Here is a 14,906-nt window from a genome sequence, read left to right as displayed (position 1 = left end):
ATTGATTAAGCGAGCAGATGCTGATACTCAGGCCGTCTGTTGATGTAGCTGGCGACGAATGAGCAGCTTGGCACGACCTTTTTGTTATGCTCATTGGCGTAATCGAGCGCATGCTTAACCAGTGCCGTACCTAGCCCGCGACCGCCCAGCTCTTTTGGGACGATGGTGTGGTTGTAGTTTAGTGTGGTGTCATCCATAATTTCATAGCTTAAAAAACCTGTATATCCGTCAATGGTGGTCTCAAAGCGCTGAGTGGTAGGGTTGTGGGTGATGTCGGTCATGAGATTGTCCTTGTTGGTGTTATTTGTTTTATCATAAAGAAAATCAAGACAGTTGTAAATGGATTTTTTGCGTTGGGCTTTGTCATACTTTGAATTTAATTAATTGCCAATACATAAGCCATGATTGCATTTGCCCTGATCATCTTAACCTTCATCATCGCCAGCATCTTTCATGGACTGACAGGCATTGGCGTAACACCCACCACCACCGCTTTGGCGAGTAGCTATCCGATGTCGCACGTTTTGGTGCTGACGGTCATTCCTTGTTTGATTGTCAATTTGGTGGTGTTTTTGGACGGCGGTCGGATTGTTTATTATCTTAAAAAATACTGGCTGCTCGTGCTAACAAGTTTTGTTGGCAGTTTTATCGGCACAAAACTTGTCTTTATCATTGCAAGTCATCATCTGTTGGTTGCATTAGGGCTACTCTTGTCGGTTATGTTGCCATGCAGTTTGTGGCGATGAGCGTGGGCAAAAATTTTAAACTCTCCAATACCACCCTAAGCCTTGTGATAAGCGATACGATTGCAGGGGTGTTGGGCTGAGCAACCAACGCCATGTCGCCCCTGTTGGTGGTGTATCTGCTCTCCGCCACCGAAAATTGCGATGACCCAAAAACCGAGCTTATCAAGGCAAGTAACCTATGCTATGTCGTTGGCAAAATCGCCCAGCTTATCGTACTGTGGCAGGCTCTGACCGCTCTGCCCAAAAATGATTGGCTGATGATTGGCGTGGCGAGCGTGGCGTCTGTGATGTTTTTATATCTAGGATTTTATTTTAGGGATAAAATCTCGCAAGCCATGTTTAAAAAAATCGTGCTTGTCATTTTGCTGATATTGGGCGTGCGGGCGTTGATAAAAGGGTTTGGGGTTTAGTAATGATAAATAAAAATATGACAAAGTATCCAACCAAACAAGTCATCATTAGCTATCTGGTATTAGGCGGAGTGGTTGGAAGTTTTTTGATATTGCCATTTGTCATGACTTTAATTGGTGGGGTGCCATCAGTTATTTTAGCCAAATTCTTTTTACCAAAATCTTAACGCAACAAACTTGCCCCACCGCCCAAACCATGCGATAATAGGCAGTTAAATTGGCGAAAATTTGGCAAGCTATACGTCAGACCAATTTTTAAAAATTTCTTTTAATTCAAGGATTTATATGGCTCAATATATTTACACCATGAACAAGGTGTCCAAAATTGTTCCGCCTAAGCGCGAAATTTTAAAAGACATCTCATTGTCCTTTTTCCCAGGGGCAAAAATTGGCGTGCTGGGTCTTAACGGTGCAGGTAAATCCACCTTGCTACGCATTATGGCGGGCGTGGATACCGAATTTAGCGGGGAAGCTCGTCCGCAAGCAGGCATTAAAGTAGGCTATTTGCCCCAAGAGCCCCAACTTGACCCCACCAAAGACGTGCGTGGCAACGTAGAAGACGGCGTGCGTGAAGCCCTTGATGCCCTAGAACGCCTTAACCAAATCTATGCCGAATATGCCGAGCCTGATGCCGATTTTGACAAACTTGCCGCCGAGCAAGGTAAAATGGAAGATATCATTCAGGCGTGGGATGCTCACAACCTAAACACCCAACTTGAAAAGGCGGCGGACGCACTTCGCTTGCCGCCGTGGGACGCTGACGTGTCTAAGCTGTCAGGGGGCGAAAAACGCCGTGTTGCCCTGTGCCGTCTGCTCCTATCCAAGCCTGATATGCTCCTACTTGACGAGCCAACCAACCACTTGGACGCAGAGTCTGTGGCGTGGCTTGAACGCTTCTTAAAAGACTACTCTGGCACGATTGTGGCGATTACCCACGACCGTTATTTCCTTGACAATGTCGCTGAGTGGATTTTGGAGCTTGACCGTGGCTATGGCTACCCATATCAAGGCAACTACACCGAATGGCTAGAACAAAAGAACAAACGCCTAGAACAAGAGCAAAAGCAAGAAGAAGCCTTTGCTAAGGCCCTAAAACAAGAGCTAGATTGGGTTCGCAAAAACCAAAAAGGTCAGCAAGCCAAATCCAAATCTCGCCTTGAACGCTTTGAAGAGATGAACTCTCGTGAGTTCCAACAGCGTAACGAGACGGCGGAGATTTATATTCCACCAGGACCAAGACTTGGTAATAAAGTCATTGAAGTTAATAACATCTCAAAATCCTTTGGCGACCGTCTACTGTATGAGAACCTATCGTTTAGCGTGCCACCGATGGCGATTGTCGGTATCGTGGGTCCAAACGGTGCAGGTAAAACGACCTTGTTTAATATGATTACAGGCAAAGACAAGCCTGATACTGGCACGGTAGAAGTGGGTGAGAGCGTGAAAGTCGCCTATGTGGGGCAGGTCAGAGATGAGCTTGACGACAACAAAACCGTGTGGGAAGAAGTCTCGGACGGGCTTGATATGATTACGGTGGGTGAGTATACCACGCCAAGCCGTGCCTATATCGGACGCTTTAACTTTAAGGGTCAAGACCAACAAAAACGTGTGGGCAGTCTGTCAGGCGGTGAGCGTAACCGCTTGCAACTTGCCAAAACCCTAAAACAAGGGGCGAACGTTATCCTGCTTGACGAACCGTCCAACGACCTTGACGTGGAGACCTTGCGTGCCTTGGAAGATGCGGTGCAGGTGTTCCCTGGTACGGTCATGGTGGTGTCGCACGACCGATGGTTCTTGGACCGTATTTGTACGCACATTTTGTCGTTTGAAAACGAAACGCCAGAATTCTTTGACGGTAACTACACCGAATACGAAAAATGGCGTAAAGAACGACTTGGGGTAGATGCCACACCGAAGAGAATGAAATATAAGAAGATTGGTGGGTAATATCGGCTTTTGTATCATAAATACCTTGCCGTTGGGTGGGGTATTTATGTTTTATCCTTTTTAAAATAGGTTATGACAATGAAAGTTAAAAAACTGCATTTACAAAATTATGGACGATTCGAAGAGTTGCAAATGGAATTTGCCCCCAGTGATGAAATCAAGGGCAATGTTACCATTATTGTGGGTAATAATGGGGCGGGTAAATCGCAGGTTTTACAGGCGTTGGCAACAGGGTTCAGTTGGTTTGTGAACGGAGTTAAAAATAATAGTAACGGGTTTGAGATTGATAAAAAATTAATAAAAAACAATACTAATGAAACCTGTGTTCATTTGGAGGTGGATTTAGATTACTACAACGATGAAAGTGATATAAGCGCATTGATAGGAGAAAAAAACACAAGTTGGCAAATATCATCTGTTAAAAATGGAAGAGAGTCCACCTTTTCTAATAAAATTTTATCTTTGTTAAAGGCGGTTGGTAAGTATCGTCGTTCTTTGACACAGAACAATCTATTGTCATTGCCGCTGATTGTTTTTTATCCTGTTGAGCGCTCAATTATCATAAACTCGCAAGCTGATACCTTAACAAGTGAATTTGATCAATTGGATGCTTATTTTGCTTGCGTAGATGGTGTAGGTATTGATTTTTATGATTTTTTTAAATGGTTTAAAGAGTTAGAGGATATAGAAAATGCCAATATTGTTAATGAAATTAGAAAAAAAAGAAACGATGACTATGCTAGTTTATTAAATACATTTAAAGAGTTTAGTGAATCATTTGAAGAATTGAGTCAACAAATTAAGGAAGAAAAAGATGAAGAAACATTGGAGCTTTTGCGAGAAAGTAGAGCTGATTTAATTGAGCAAATGGCTAGAATGGAAAAAGAAATAAGCAAAGGGTTTCAATCAAAAATAGATACCATACAAAGTGAGTGTATTAATATAGATGCTAAAACTGTTAAATCAGCAATTGAACTTTTTACTGATTTTAAAAATATCCGTATTGAGCGACAAGGCACGCCTAAAATGGTTGTAGAAAAAGACGGTGAAAAATTAGATGTTAATCAACTTTCACAAGGCGAAAAATCCTTACTTGCTTTAGTGGGTGATATTGCTCGCAGATTGGCGATTTTAAACCCCAGTCTTGATAATCCTTTGCATGGCGAAGGAGTGGTGTTGATTGATGAAGTGGATTTGCATTTACACCCAAAATGGCAACAAAATCTGATTGACAAACTCACCAAAACTTTCCCAAATGTGCAGTTTATCCTAACCACGCATTCATCCCATATCGTGAGCGATAATCCTGATGTATTGGTGTATATTTTGGATAATGGCGAATTAAGACCATATAATAATGCCTATGGCGAAGATGTCAATACTTTGTTAAATGGGGTGTTTGGGGTTTCTGAACGCACGCCTGAAATTGCCGAAAAATTTAAAATGATTGGAGATTATATTGGCGATAAGCAATTGGATAATGCCAAAAATTTAATTGATGAATTGTCTCAAATTTTACCAAAAAATCATACGCATTTATTAAGAACGCAATTAACTTGGGCAAAAGCAAAATTAGACCAAAGCAAGGAAGTCTAATATGCAGTATATTGATAAAAAGTTAATGATGCCAATAAATGTGGAAAATTGGATTAAGAAAAATAAACCAAAAACTTGGGAGTTGAGCCAAGATTACTATGATGGTTATGTCTCATTGAGAGAGCAATTACGCCAAGAGCAAAAAGGCTTATGTTGTTATTGTTGTCAGATTTTGGAAAAACAGGCGAGTGTTGAACATTTAAAAAGTCGCAGTAAATTTCCACAATTCACTTTTGATTATGGTAATTTATTATTATCTTGCAAACAAAGTAAGCAATGCGATAATGCAAAAGGTAATGATGAATTAGATTTGACCCCTTTGATGACAGCGTGTGATACAGAAATTATGTTAAAAGTTAATGGGGAATTAAATCCAATCAGTGATAGAGCAAAACAAGCGATTGATTTGTTAAACCTAAATAATGCTGATTTGTGTCAAAGAAGAAAACAGGCGATTGGCGATTTGTTTGGGATTGATAATGAGCTTAATCAGGAGAATTTGGAATTGATTTTTGCATGGATGGATAATGAGCAGGCAGAACTTTATCGTTATGTTTTGAAGAAGCTAGATAGATAAAAGATTAAGAATAAACCAATCACACCGATTGGCACGGCGGTTTGTTTTGTGATGGGTAAATTCCTCCAAATAATTAATCAATCAAGATCATCAAAGGCATAAAAAACGACATCATTAAGATGTCGTTTTTGTTTTGAAGCTTTGGATTAGAAACGATTGTCGTCGCCTCGGAAGGTATCTTGTGTATCTTTTGGTAGCAAGACTTTGTTGTCAGCTTCGTGCTCAGCTTTATCTTGAATACGCTTAAGTAGGCGAGCAGCTGCATCACGACCACCTAGACCGAATGCCAGAGCGAATGCCACGGCAACCGCACCAAGCGTCAAGCCGAATGCTAGGTTCACGATGCTGTCAGCGATACCCATTGCTTTTAGACCCATCGCAAGAACCAAGCCCATGATTAGGACGCGTACGATGTTGGCTAGGAATTTTGAACCTTGTTCAGAACGATCAACCACACCTGCGATGATGCTTGCAAGCCAAAAACCGATGGTTAGGATAACAGCGCCTAGGATGATCTGGCTACCGAAGGCGATGAACATGGCGATGATGCCGCTGATCGCTTCAAAGCCCAACAAGTCAGCTGCCGCAATGCCTGCAAACAACATGGCAAAGAACAAAATCGCACAGCCAACCAAGTCAGATACTTTCTTCTCGCCTAGGGCGCCCTGTAGGCCAAGCTTGGCAGACAAAGCATCGATTTGGGTATTGGCTAAGATGTTCTTAACAATGCCGGCCAGCATGCGCACGACATAATAGGTAACAACCAGAATCGCAGCGGCGGTGAAGACGTTCGGTAGAGATTCTAGCACCTTGTTAAGCATATTGGTGGCAGGGCGAGAGATCGCCTCAACCTTCAATGCATCTAGTGCAGCGATGGTGAATGGAATGATCACCAACATGAACGACAGCGAGCCTGCGATGGTCGGTAGGCTGTTCTTTTCGTTGATGCCTGCTTTGGTGGCTAGGGCTTGGATGTTGAAACCTGCAACCAAATTGGTCACGGTGCCACGCACCGCTCGAGCAGCGACAAAGCCAATGAAGAACACAAATGCTGCTAGTAGTGCATTTGGAATGAAGCTAAATGTCTTGTCGATCATGTTCGTCAATGGCATAAATAGACCATTTAAGCCTAAGCGACCCAATACCATGGTCAATACCAACAGAAGAATGAACCAATACACGATGTCTGCGATCGTGCCACTCATTGGCTTGACACCTGCGTTGTTTGATAGTTTTTGGTCTAGGCGAGTTTTGGCCAATGCCTTTGCGACCAAATCTCTAAAAATAGAAGCGAATAGCCAGCCGATAAGACCGATAAGAATGGCTGCGATGATTGAGGCAACGGGTCCTTGTAGGCCTTGATTAAATAAAATAAATTTTGATTGGTAGTCCACGGAACACTCCAATTGATTAAACTAAACTTGCTAAAAATTCAAGACAGATTGTAACACTAAAAACCGCCCTATGTCGGAAGCGGTTGACTTTTTAGTACAATATTAACAAATTCTATACAGTAAGCCATCAATTATTCTTAGAATTCGTGGCGCAGCGCCTTAATTTTTGGTATCATGTTGTGCCATTAAACATCGATAAATATCGATCCCATTTCTAATCTTCTAATTGAGAGTATTATGAAAAAACACACTCTACTTGCTGCAAGCATGATGGCAATCCTAGCATTGGCTGGCTGCAACAAAAAAGCTGAGACAGCCGATGCAGTAGCAGACACCAAAACTGCTGAGAAATCTACCGTGGTGACTGACAGCAGCACCGAAATCCAAAAAATCAGCTACATCATCGGCTATGAGCAAGGCATGAACCTAAAAGCCATGACCGAACAAACTGGCGAAGAGTTGGATTTGGAAATTTTCAATAAAGCAATCGCTGATGCCTTCAATGGCAAAGAAAGTGCGCTAACTGATGAGCAAATCCAAGCCGTTGGCAAGGCGTACGAAGAGCGTAAAGTCAAAGAAGCTGCTGATAAAGCCACTAAAAACAAAGCTGAAGGTGATAAGTTCCTAGCTGAGAATAAGACCAAAGAAGGCGTAAAAACCACCGCATCAGGTCTACAGTATAAGGTCATCACCGAAGGTACTGGCAAATCACCAAAAGCAACTGACACCGTTATCGTTCATTATGAAGGTAAACTAATCAGTGGTAAGGTGTTTGACTCATCTTATGAGCGTGGCATGCCAGCACAGTTCGCGGTGAATGAAGTCATCAAAGGCTGGACTGAAGGTTTGCAGCTGATGAAAGAAGGCGGAAAATACGAATTCTATATCCCATCAGAGCTTGCCTATGGTGAAGCGGGCAACCCAATGATTGAGCCGAACAGCGTGCTAACTTTCACCGTTGAGCTATTAAGCGAAGAGCAAGCCAAAGCTGCACTAGAGCAAGCTCAAAAACAAATGGCAGAAGCTGTGGCGAAGACCGAAGCTGCGGGCAGCACTCAAGCCCAGCCTGCTACCGAGAACAAGTAATTAAATAACCCAAAATAAAAAAGCCCTTAATGATAAGGGCTTTTTTATGTGCTTAAAATAATCCATCATGAGCGTTTTAATATTGCCATGGCGATGGTCGCAATCAGTGCAGGAATGCCAATGACTAGGAAGTTATACGCGTGCGGTAGGCTCATCGCCAACAAGAAACCTGTGATGATCGGGCCTACGATCGCACCAATGCGACTCACCGCAGAAGCACAGCCGATGCCTGTGGTACGAATGTGTAGCGGGTAGAACTGCGCAAGATAGCTGTACAGTAGGATCGACGTGCCGATCGTCGTCGCGCCAGCCACTGCCACCAATGAGTATAGAATGATTGGTGGTGAGTTAATGGCAAGTGCTGAGATGCATGCCGCCGCCAAAGCACACATCGTAACGATGACAGGCTTTAGATGGAATCTATCTGCCAAATAACCACCTGCAATCGCACCGACCATCGCACCGATGTTCAAGGCGAACAGGAACATGATACTGCCTTTTAGTGAGTAACCTGCTGACAGCATGAGCTTAGGCAGCCAGCTAGATAGCGTATAAGTCATCAATAGACACATAAAGAACGCTGTCCAGAACATCAGTGTACCAAAGGCACGTCCCTCGGTAAATAGTGCCTTGAATGAAGAGTCCTGAGGCTTGCCTATCGCAGTCGGTGCAGCTTCATTAAGCACAAGCTTGGTATTATCTGTGACACGAAGCGATGGATCGATCTTTTGGATGATGTGACGACCTGGGCCTTGTTTGTTGTCCTTAACCAGATATGTCAAAGACTCAGGCAGGTAGCGCCAGATGATCGGCAAGCCCACCAATGGAATACCTGCTAGGTAGAACATGATTTCCCAGCCGTAGTCCTTGACCAAGAATGAGCCCAGCAGTGCTGAGATGATACCACCAACTGCGTAGCCACTGAACATGATGGAGACCATCGTGGCGCGTGATTTTTTTGGGGCGTATTCAGAGGTTAGGGCGACCAAGTTTGGCATTACGCCGCCGATACCAAGACCTGCCAAGAATCTTAAAATGGCAAATTCTGTCGGTGATGGTGCAAAGGCACCCAAGAAGGTAAATCCGCTAAAGAACGCAGTACAGACCATAATGATCTTTTTGCGTCCAAATTTATCGGCCAGCGTACCAAAAATCATCGCGCCGAACATCATGCCGACTAGAGCCGAACTTGCCAGCATGCCGGCCTCGACAGGGGTTAATGACCACTGCTCCATGAGTAGCGGCAGTGCCACACCATAGATAACAAGATCATAGCCGTCAAAGATGATAATGAGCAAGCACCAGAACAGCACCTGCCAATGAAAGGGTTTAAAGGTGGTGTTATCAATGACGTCGTTCACATTGACGACGTGCTCGGTCGGTGCGCCGCCTGCGACACCTGCCGTATGGGTGTGTTGATTCATACACGCTCTCCTTGATCCTTGTGTATCTATCAAAAGTCCTAATGGCGACTTATCCTAGTGCGCCGCCATGTCATTACAATATGATGACATGTTTGTTATTGTATTTTGTTTATAATGACTTGTAAACCATTTTTTGAACTATTATTCAATTTAATACAAAAAATTTTAAAAAAACGCCCGATTGGGCGTTGTGTGCAGATTGTATTTAGATGGTTTTGACGAATATCTTGGAGTTGCGCCCATTGTCATAGCGTGCTTGGCGAGAGACGGGTAGGGATGATACAGCAGTTTCAATAAAACCATGCTCAATAAACCAGTGACTGGTGTGCGTGGTGAGCGCGAATAACCGTGTAAATCCTTCTGATCTGGCGCGCGATTCAATGAACTGTAGCAATTCATCGCCGCGACTGCCACCACGATAGTCAGGATGGATGGCGATGCTGGCAACCTCAGCGCAATGCTCATCGAGTGGGTAGAGTGCCGCGCAGCCGACCACCATCCCATCACGCTCGATGACGGTGTAGTGTTCGATGTCTGCTTCTAGGAGATACTGCGGTCGCTGAATGAGAATGCCAGCTTCTTCTAATGGTCTTAAAAGTGCCAACAATCCCACTACGTCCCCAAGATGCGCCTGACGAATCTGATCGTATGGCGCACGTGCAATCATGGTGCCAAGACCATCCCGAGTGAACAGCTCTTCGATGAGCGCGCCATCTTTGGCGAAGGGTAGAATCTGTGTGCGATCGACCACGTCGCTTACGCGAATCGCGCAGCCTAAGAATCGGCGAATCTCATCGCTAAGACTGTTATCGTCTAGCAGTTCTTGAGCTTGTTTGGTGGTAATCTCTCTAACGAGTGCGCCTTGATTATATAAAGGCGCTTCACCCAATAAAATCAGCTTGTCAGCCTGTAAAGCAATGGATGCGTGTTCTGCGACGTCTTCAGCAGACAGGCTAAAGACCTCACCTGTCGCCGAAAAACCAATCGGACTTAGAATAACGATGTGGTTATGAATTAGATTATGATGAATGGCATCCACGTCCACGCCGCGCACCTCGCCTGTCATCTGATGATCTACGCCATGACGCACACCAAAAGGGCGTGCGTTGATGAAATTACCAGACACTGCATCGATGCGCGAACCGAACATTGGCGAATTGGCAAGCCCCATCGACAGCCGTGCCTCTAGCTGTAGGCGAATCGCACCGACAGCCGATAGGATGTGAGGCATCGCCTCGGAGGGGGTGATGTGAACGCCGTTCTGGGCGGTGTTTGGTAGGTTGGCGTTGTGCAGCGCCGTCTCGATCTGAGGATTGGCACCGTGCACCAGAACGAGTCGAATGCCAAGACTGTGCAAAAGTGCAAAGTCATGAATCAGACGATCAAATTCCTCATGTGCGACTGCCTCGCCACCGAACATGACCACGAAAGTCTTGCCTCGGTGGGTGTTGATATAAGGGGCAGAATGGCGAAACCATTGTATGGGGTTTTGGGCGGTGTGCGTCATGGTAATATCATCATAAAAACACGCCTATGATAGTCAGCTTTTTGATGAATGCCAAGTGTTTTTTGTCAGAGTGTGGAAATTTTGTCATTTTTGGCATAGGGATATTCCTTGACCTGATGGGGAAATTTTAGTACAGTAAAGTCGTCATCCACTATCAACAAGGAGTTGCCATGCCGACCACGACCGTCACACGCACTTATCGCATTCGCCGCGAGGATACTCAGGCGCTCATGATTGACGTGCAGGATAGATTCGTGCCGCATGTTTTTGACATGGATAAAATCACCAAAAAAGCACGTATCTTGATAGAAGGCTTAGGGCATCTTGGCGTGCCTTTGACCATCAATGAGCAATACCCCAAGGGGCTTGGACATACGATTGGTGAGCTAAAAGCGGTGTCTGGCGATGCGCCCGTGTTTGAAAAATCAGCGTTTAGTTCGGTAGATGACGAACACACTTGGCGACATCTTGCCATGCAGAACCGCCATCACGTGTTATTATTTGGCATTGAGACGCACGTCTGTGTGCAGCAGACCGCGCTGGATCTACTCGATAATGGCATGCAGCCTGTCATCATCATTGATGCGACCAGCTCTCGCGACCCATATGACCGTAAAATCGCCATCCGTAGAATGCGACGTGCAGGCGCGGTGGTGACGACCGCAGAGGCAATATTGTTTGAGCTGCTGCGCTCTAGCCAAGACCCGAATTTTAAGGCGATTAGTAACTTGGTAAAATAATCAGTTCTAAGCTCGTATCAGTAGGATAACCAAAAAACGCAAACCCGATTGGATTTGCGTTTTTTGTTTTATTGCTTGGTGGTGGATTGCAGCTTTTGGTGTTCAGCCAGTGTTTGCTTGATTTGGGGGATTTTGGCGATGGTGGCATCATAGCCTGCTTGGATGATCTCTTCTTTGGCGCTGCCATCGAATACGGCATATTTGGATAAGTCAGGTGCGATAATCACATCTGATGCCTTGACGTCAGCGGGCTTGGCATGACGTTGGTTTTGCATAAAGATGGTGTTGGCCGCTTGCATGATATCATCTTTGGCTTTGGGTAGGCTGGCTGGAAAGCCTTTGGGTAGTGGAATCTGTGTGTTATTAGGAATCATGCCAAGCAGTTTCTCCACATCGATGCTGACGGGTAGATCTTTGGTGCTTTGTTTGATGATGTCGCTATTAATGGGGAATTCGATGACCTCATCGCCCCATACCGCTTTGATTCCTTTGTCGGTGCGGCTGATGCCTGCGGTTCCTTGGCTATTTGCCTGCTTATCAGCTGGCTGTGTATTGGAAGCTGACATCACGTCTACAGCGATGACGAATTGTGCGCCCATGGATTTGGCAGCCGCTGATGGCAACACCGCACTTTGACCACCGTCGATGTATTTTTTACCACCTATCTCGGGGACACGAGGGGCGATGAATAGCTTTGGAATGCTTGAAGATGCCTGAACAGCAAGCCCTGTATCGCCTTGACGAAAGCTTACCGCGGTGTTAGCATGCGCATCAGTGGCGATGGCGGCGAATCGTGTGGGCAGTGATTCGATAGGCTTATTATTAACCTGAGTGTTAATGAAGTCGCGAAGCGCCTTGCCTTCAATCAACCCTTGCTTGCTGAGCGTGATGTCTAGTAGATCTGCCTCATCTAGTGCCATGGCGATGCGTTCTAGCTCCTTGGCAGACTTACCCGAGGCAGACAGGGCGCCCACCATCGCGCCTGCACTGGTGCCGACGATGAGGTCGGGGTGGATACCGTGCTCTTCGAGTGCCTTGATGGCGCCGATGTGTGCGTAGCCGCGTGTACCACCGCCGCCTAATACCAACGCGACATCGGGCGCTGTATCATGAACGGTCGGCGTGTGCTGTGCCTGCTGCGTGTGCTGAGCGGCACAGCCTGCGATGAGCACGGTGCTAAGGCTTGCGCCGATAAGTAGGGTCTTTTTCATGTCGATACTTTTCAATTAATAAAAATGGTTGTAAAATCAAACGTATTGTAAATTAAATTCATCCAATACATTATAAAGATTTGTAACCTAAGGTCTGTCATGTCACAAGCTGCTACTTCTATGATTAATTTGCCGATGACCGCGCTGTCTGGCGTGGGCGAGAGTCTGGGGGGTAGGCTGGCAGACTTAGGTATTCATCGTATTTTTGACATGCTCATGCATCTGCCTAGAGACTATGAGGATAGAAGTCGGCTTGTGCCGATTCGTGATGTGCAGCATGGCATGAGTGCGCTCGTCGCTGGCGTGGTGACGCATGTCGAGAACAGCCGTAGTGGCATGAGTGTGGTGTTAGAGGATGAGACAGGCGTGCTGGTGCTTAGGTTTTTTAAGGTGTATGCAGGCCTTAAAAACACGATGGTCGTTGGCGCGAACATCACTGCCTTTGGTGAGATTAAGATCAGCCGCTATGGGGTGCAGATGGCGCACCCTGAATACCATGTCACAGGCACTAAGGCGTTTGAGAGTGGGTTATTACCCGTCTATCCTGCGGTAAAAGGACTGCACCAGAATAAGCTGCGCCAATTGGTGCGCCTTGCCATCAATGCTGTCTCGCGTGAGCCGTTGCACTGCCTATCGATCCAAGACTTGTCGATGGCAGGCGTAACAGGGGTGCAGGCAGATCTGCTAAGCGCCTTAAAGCAAATCCACCTACCTGATAAAGACGCAGACATCTTCGCGCAGACAGCGCTACTTGAAGGCCTAAAAGAGCGGACGCACCCAGCCTGTCGCCGCATCATCATCGAAGAGCTCGTGGCGCATCAATTGGCATTCCTATATCGACGTAATAACATCTACCAGCACAAGGCACCGCACTGTCAGACGGACAGCGAATTGGCAAATCAGCTCATGGCAAGCTTACCCTTTGGATTGACAGGCGCTCAAAAACGCGTCATCGCCGATTCGGTGGCCGACATGAGCACAAGTAGACCCATGCTAAGACTCATTCAGGGTGATGTCGGCGCAGGTAAGACTCTGGTGGCGGCGCTGACGGCTTGTTATGCGCTGGACAGTGGCTGGCAGGTGGCGGTTATGGCGCCGACAGAGATTTTGGCAGAGCAGCATTTTATTAATTTTCAAAAGTGGTTCGAGCCGCTGGGTGTCGGTGTTGGCTTCTTGGCGGGCAAACAAAGTGCCAAAGAGCGCGCTGCCATGCTAGAGCGTATCGTGGATAATGAGGTGCAGGTTGTCGTTGGGACGCATGCGCTGTTCCAAGATGGGGTGGTGTTCGCCAAATTGGGGCTGGCCATCATTGATGAGCAGCATCGATTCGGGGTGGAGCAGCGCCTTAGGCTGGCCAATAAAGGCGTGGCGAACTCCACGCCGCACCAGCTTGCCATGACGGCAACACCCATTCCAAGAACGCTTGCCATGAGTATGTATGGCGACATGGATGTGTCTGTCATCGATGAACTGCCGCCAAACCGCACGCCCATCACCACCGTTACCATCAGCCGAGATCGCCGTGATGAGGTGATTGAGCGGATACGCGTCAATTGCAAAGACGGCAAGCAGGCTTATTGGGTGTGCCCACTTGTAGAAGAATCATCGGTGCTAGATGCGCAGTCAGCAGAGCTATTGTATGGGGATCTGTGCGATCGACTGGACATACGCATCGGCTTGGTGCATGGCAAGATGAAGCCGAATGATAAGCAGGCGGTGATGAATGAGTTTAAGCTTGGTAATATCGATCTACTTGTGGCGACGACGGTCATCGAGGTGGGTGTGGATGTGCCTAACGCGTCCTTGATGGTCATTGAGAATGCCGAACGGCTAGGCTTGTCGCAGCTGCATCAGCTGCGTGGGCGGGTAGGTCGTGGTTCTGCCAAGTCTTTTTGTGTGTTGCTATATCAGACGCCATTATCTCCTACGGGCATCGAGCGTCTAAATGTCTTAAGAGACAGTACAGATGGCTTTGTTATCGCTCAAAAAGACCTCGAATTGCGCGGGGCAGGCGAGCTATTAGGCAAGCGTCAGACGGGAGATATGGGCTATTACTTAGCAGACATCGTGCGTGATGAGGTGCTATTAACCGCTGCCCAAAGCATCGCTCATAAGCTCATCGAGTCACCTGACAGACAGGCTTTGGCGCATCAGATTGTCAATACGTGGCTGCCGGACACCAAAGAATATGTGAACGCGTAGTCAAATTCATAAAGGAATGCATGTGGCTTTGGTGCGTGCGTGATGCTACAATCGATTTATTTATAA

General features: G+C 46.3%; 12 protein-coding genes and 1 pseudogene. 8 read left to right on the top strand and 5 right to left on the bottom strand.

What is annotated here, in order from left to right:
• Nucleotides 1-5 precede the first annotated feature (5 nt).
• Complete coding sequence (locus tag DYD54_RS10015) at nt 6-281, bottom strand: GNAT family N-acetyltransferase (RefSeq protein ID WP_063514755.1); 276 nt, start codon at nt 279-281, stop codon at nt 6-8.
• Between the two features lie 120 nt (nt 282-401).
• Between DYD54_RS10015 and DYD54_RS10010 the strand changes: the two genes are divergently transcribed.
• The 5 genes from DYD54_RS10010 (at nt 402) to DYD54_RS09990 (ending at nt 5,276) form a co-directional block, all read left to right on the top strand.
• On the top strand, nt 402-746 hold the full coding sequence (locus DYD54_RS10010; RefSeq protein WP_084260708.1) for a hypothetical protein: 345 nt from the start codon (nt 402-404) through the stop codon (nt 744-746).
• 92 nt (nt 747-838) lie between these two features.
• Entirely contained in the window at nt 839-1,156 is a 318-nt protein-coding gene (locus DYD54_RS10005) for a TSUP family transporter (RefSeq protein ID WP_084260707.1), read from the top strand.
• Nucleotides 1,157-1,441: 285 nt separating this feature from the next.
• Nucleotides 1,442-3,103, top strand: a complete 1,662-nt coding sequence (gene ettA, locus DYD54_RS10000; protein WP_063514754.1) for an energy-dependent translational throttle protein EttA — start codon at nt 1,442-1,444, stop codon at nt 3,101-3,103.
• 78 nt (nt 3,104-3,181) lie between these two features.
• Nucleotides 3,182-4,699, top strand: coding sequence for an AAA family ATPase (locus DYD54_RS09995; RefSeq protein WP_063514753.1), 1,518 nt, complete (start codon nt 3,182-3,184; stop codon nt 4,697-4,699).
• A gap of 1 nt (nt 4,700) precedes the next feature.
• A complete protein-coding gene (locus DYD54_RS09990) occupies nt 4,701-5,276 on the top strand; it encodes a retron system putative HNH endonuclease (protein ID WP_063514752.1) in 576 nt (191 codons plus the stop codon).
• Nucleotides 5,277-5,422: 146 nt separating this feature from the next.
• Here DYD54_RS09990 and DYD54_RS09985 read toward each other — a convergent pair.
• A pseudogene (locus DYD54_RS09985) lies at nt 5,423-6,619 on the bottom strand (mechanosensitive ion channel); the annotation flags it as partial.
• Nucleotides 6,620-6,907: 288 nt separating this feature from the next.
• Here DYD54_RS09985 and bamJ point away from each other — a divergent pair.
• Nucleotides 6,908-7,756, top strand: coding sequence for a BamJ family beta-barrel-assembly machinery protein (bamJ, locus tag DYD54_RS09980; RefSeq protein ID WP_063514751.1), 849 nt, complete (start codon nt 6,908-6,910; stop codon nt 7,754-7,756).
• 65 nt (nt 7,757-7,821) lie between these two features.
• Here the strand turns inward: bamJ and DYD54_RS09975 are convergent, their stop codons facing one another.
• Both DYD54_RS09975 and argA read right to left on the bottom strand, forming a co-directional pair.
• On the bottom strand, nt 7,822-9,180 hold the full coding sequence (locus DYD54_RS09975) for an MFS transporter (protein WP_063514750.1): 1,359 nt from the start codon (nt 9,178-9,180) through the stop codon (nt 7,822-7,824).
• Between the two features lie 205 nt (nt 9,181-9,385).
• Entirely contained in the window at nt 9,386-10,687 is a 1,302-nt protein-coding gene (gene argA, locus DYD54_RS09970; protein WP_063514749.1) for an amino-acid N-acetyltransferase, read from the bottom strand.
• Between the two features lie 170 nt (nt 10,688-10,857).
• Between argA and DYD54_RS09965 the strand changes: the two genes are divergently transcribed.
• Nucleotides 10,858-11,427, top strand: a complete 570-nt coding sequence (locus DYD54_RS09965) for a hydrolase (protein WP_063514748.1) — start codon at nt 10,858-10,860, stop codon at nt 11,425-11,427.
• A gap of 68 nt (nt 11,428-11,495) precedes the next feature.
• Here DYD54_RS09965 and DYD54_RS09960 read toward each other — a convergent pair whose 3' ends face one another.
• Complete coding sequence (locus DYD54_RS09960) at nt 11,496-12,638, bottom strand: patatin-like phospholipase family protein (protein WP_084260704.1); 1,143 nt, start codon at nt 12,636-12,638, stop codon at nt 11,496-11,498.
• 99 nt (nt 12,639-12,737) lie between these two features.
• On the opposite strand from DYD54_RS09960, the gene recG reads away from it, so the two are divergent.
• A complete protein-coding gene (gene recG / locus DYD54_RS09955; RefSeq protein WP_063514747.1) occupies nt 12,738-14,840 on the top strand; it encodes an ATP-dependent DNA helicase RecG in 2,103 nt (700 codons plus the stop codon).
• Nucleotides 14,841-14,906: the final 66 nt, after the last annotated feature.

The organism is Moraxella ovis, from assembly GCF_900453105.1.
Taxonomy (GTDB): domain Bacteria; phylum Pseudomonadota; class Gammaproteobacteria; order Pseudomonadales; family Moraxellaceae; genus Moraxella; species Moraxella ovis.
This window is presented reverse-complemented; position numbering and strand designations above follow the sequence as displayed.

Excerpts from the sequence above, each read along its gene's own strand:
- DYD54_RS10015 (WP_063514755.1), bottom strand. The coding sequence starts at position 281 with ATGACCGACATCACCCACAACCCTACCACTCAGCGCTTTGAGACCACC.
- DYD54_RS10010 (WP_084260708.1), top strand. The coding sequence starts at position 402 with ATGATTGCATTTGCCCTGATCATCTTAACCTTCATCATCGCCAGCATC.
- DYD54_RS10005 (WP_084260707.1), top strand. The coding sequence starts at position 839 with ATGTCGCCCCTGTTGGTGGTGTATCTGCTCTCCGCCACCGAAAATTGC.
- ettA (WP_063514754.1), top strand. The coding sequence starts at position 1,442 with ATGGCTCAATATATTTACACCATGAACAAGGTGTCCAAAATTGTTCCG.
- DYD54_RS09995 (WP_063514753.1), top strand. The coding sequence starts at position 3,182 with ATGAAAGTTAAAAAACTGCATTTACAAAATTATGGACGATTCGAAGAG.
- DYD54_RS09990 (WP_063514752.1), top strand. The coding sequence starts at position 4,701 with ATGCAGTATATTGATAAAAAGTTAATGATGCCAATAAATGTGGAAAAT.
- bamJ (WP_063514751.1), top strand. The coding sequence starts at position 6,908 with ATGAAAAAACACACTCTACTTGCTGCAAGCATGATGGCAATCCTAGCA.
- DYD54_RS09975 (WP_063514750.1), bottom strand. The coding sequence starts at position 9,180 with ATGAATCAACACACCCATACGGCAGGTGTCGCAGGCGGCGCACCGACC.
- argA (WP_063514749.1), bottom strand. The coding sequence starts at position 10,687 with ATGACGCACACCGCCCAAAACCCCATACAATGGTTTCGCCATTCTGCC.
- DYD54_RS09965 (WP_063514748.1), top strand. The coding sequence starts at position 10,858 with ATGCCGACCACGACCGTCACACGCACTTATCGCATTCGCCGCGAGGAT.
- DYD54_RS09960 (WP_084260704.1), bottom strand. The coding sequence starts at position 12,638 with ATGAAAAAGACCCTACTTATCGGCGCAAGCCTTAGCACCGTGCTCATC.
- recG (WP_063514747.1), top strand. The coding sequence starts at position 12,738 with ATGTCACAAGCTGCTACTTCTATGATTAATTTGCCGATGACCGCGCTG.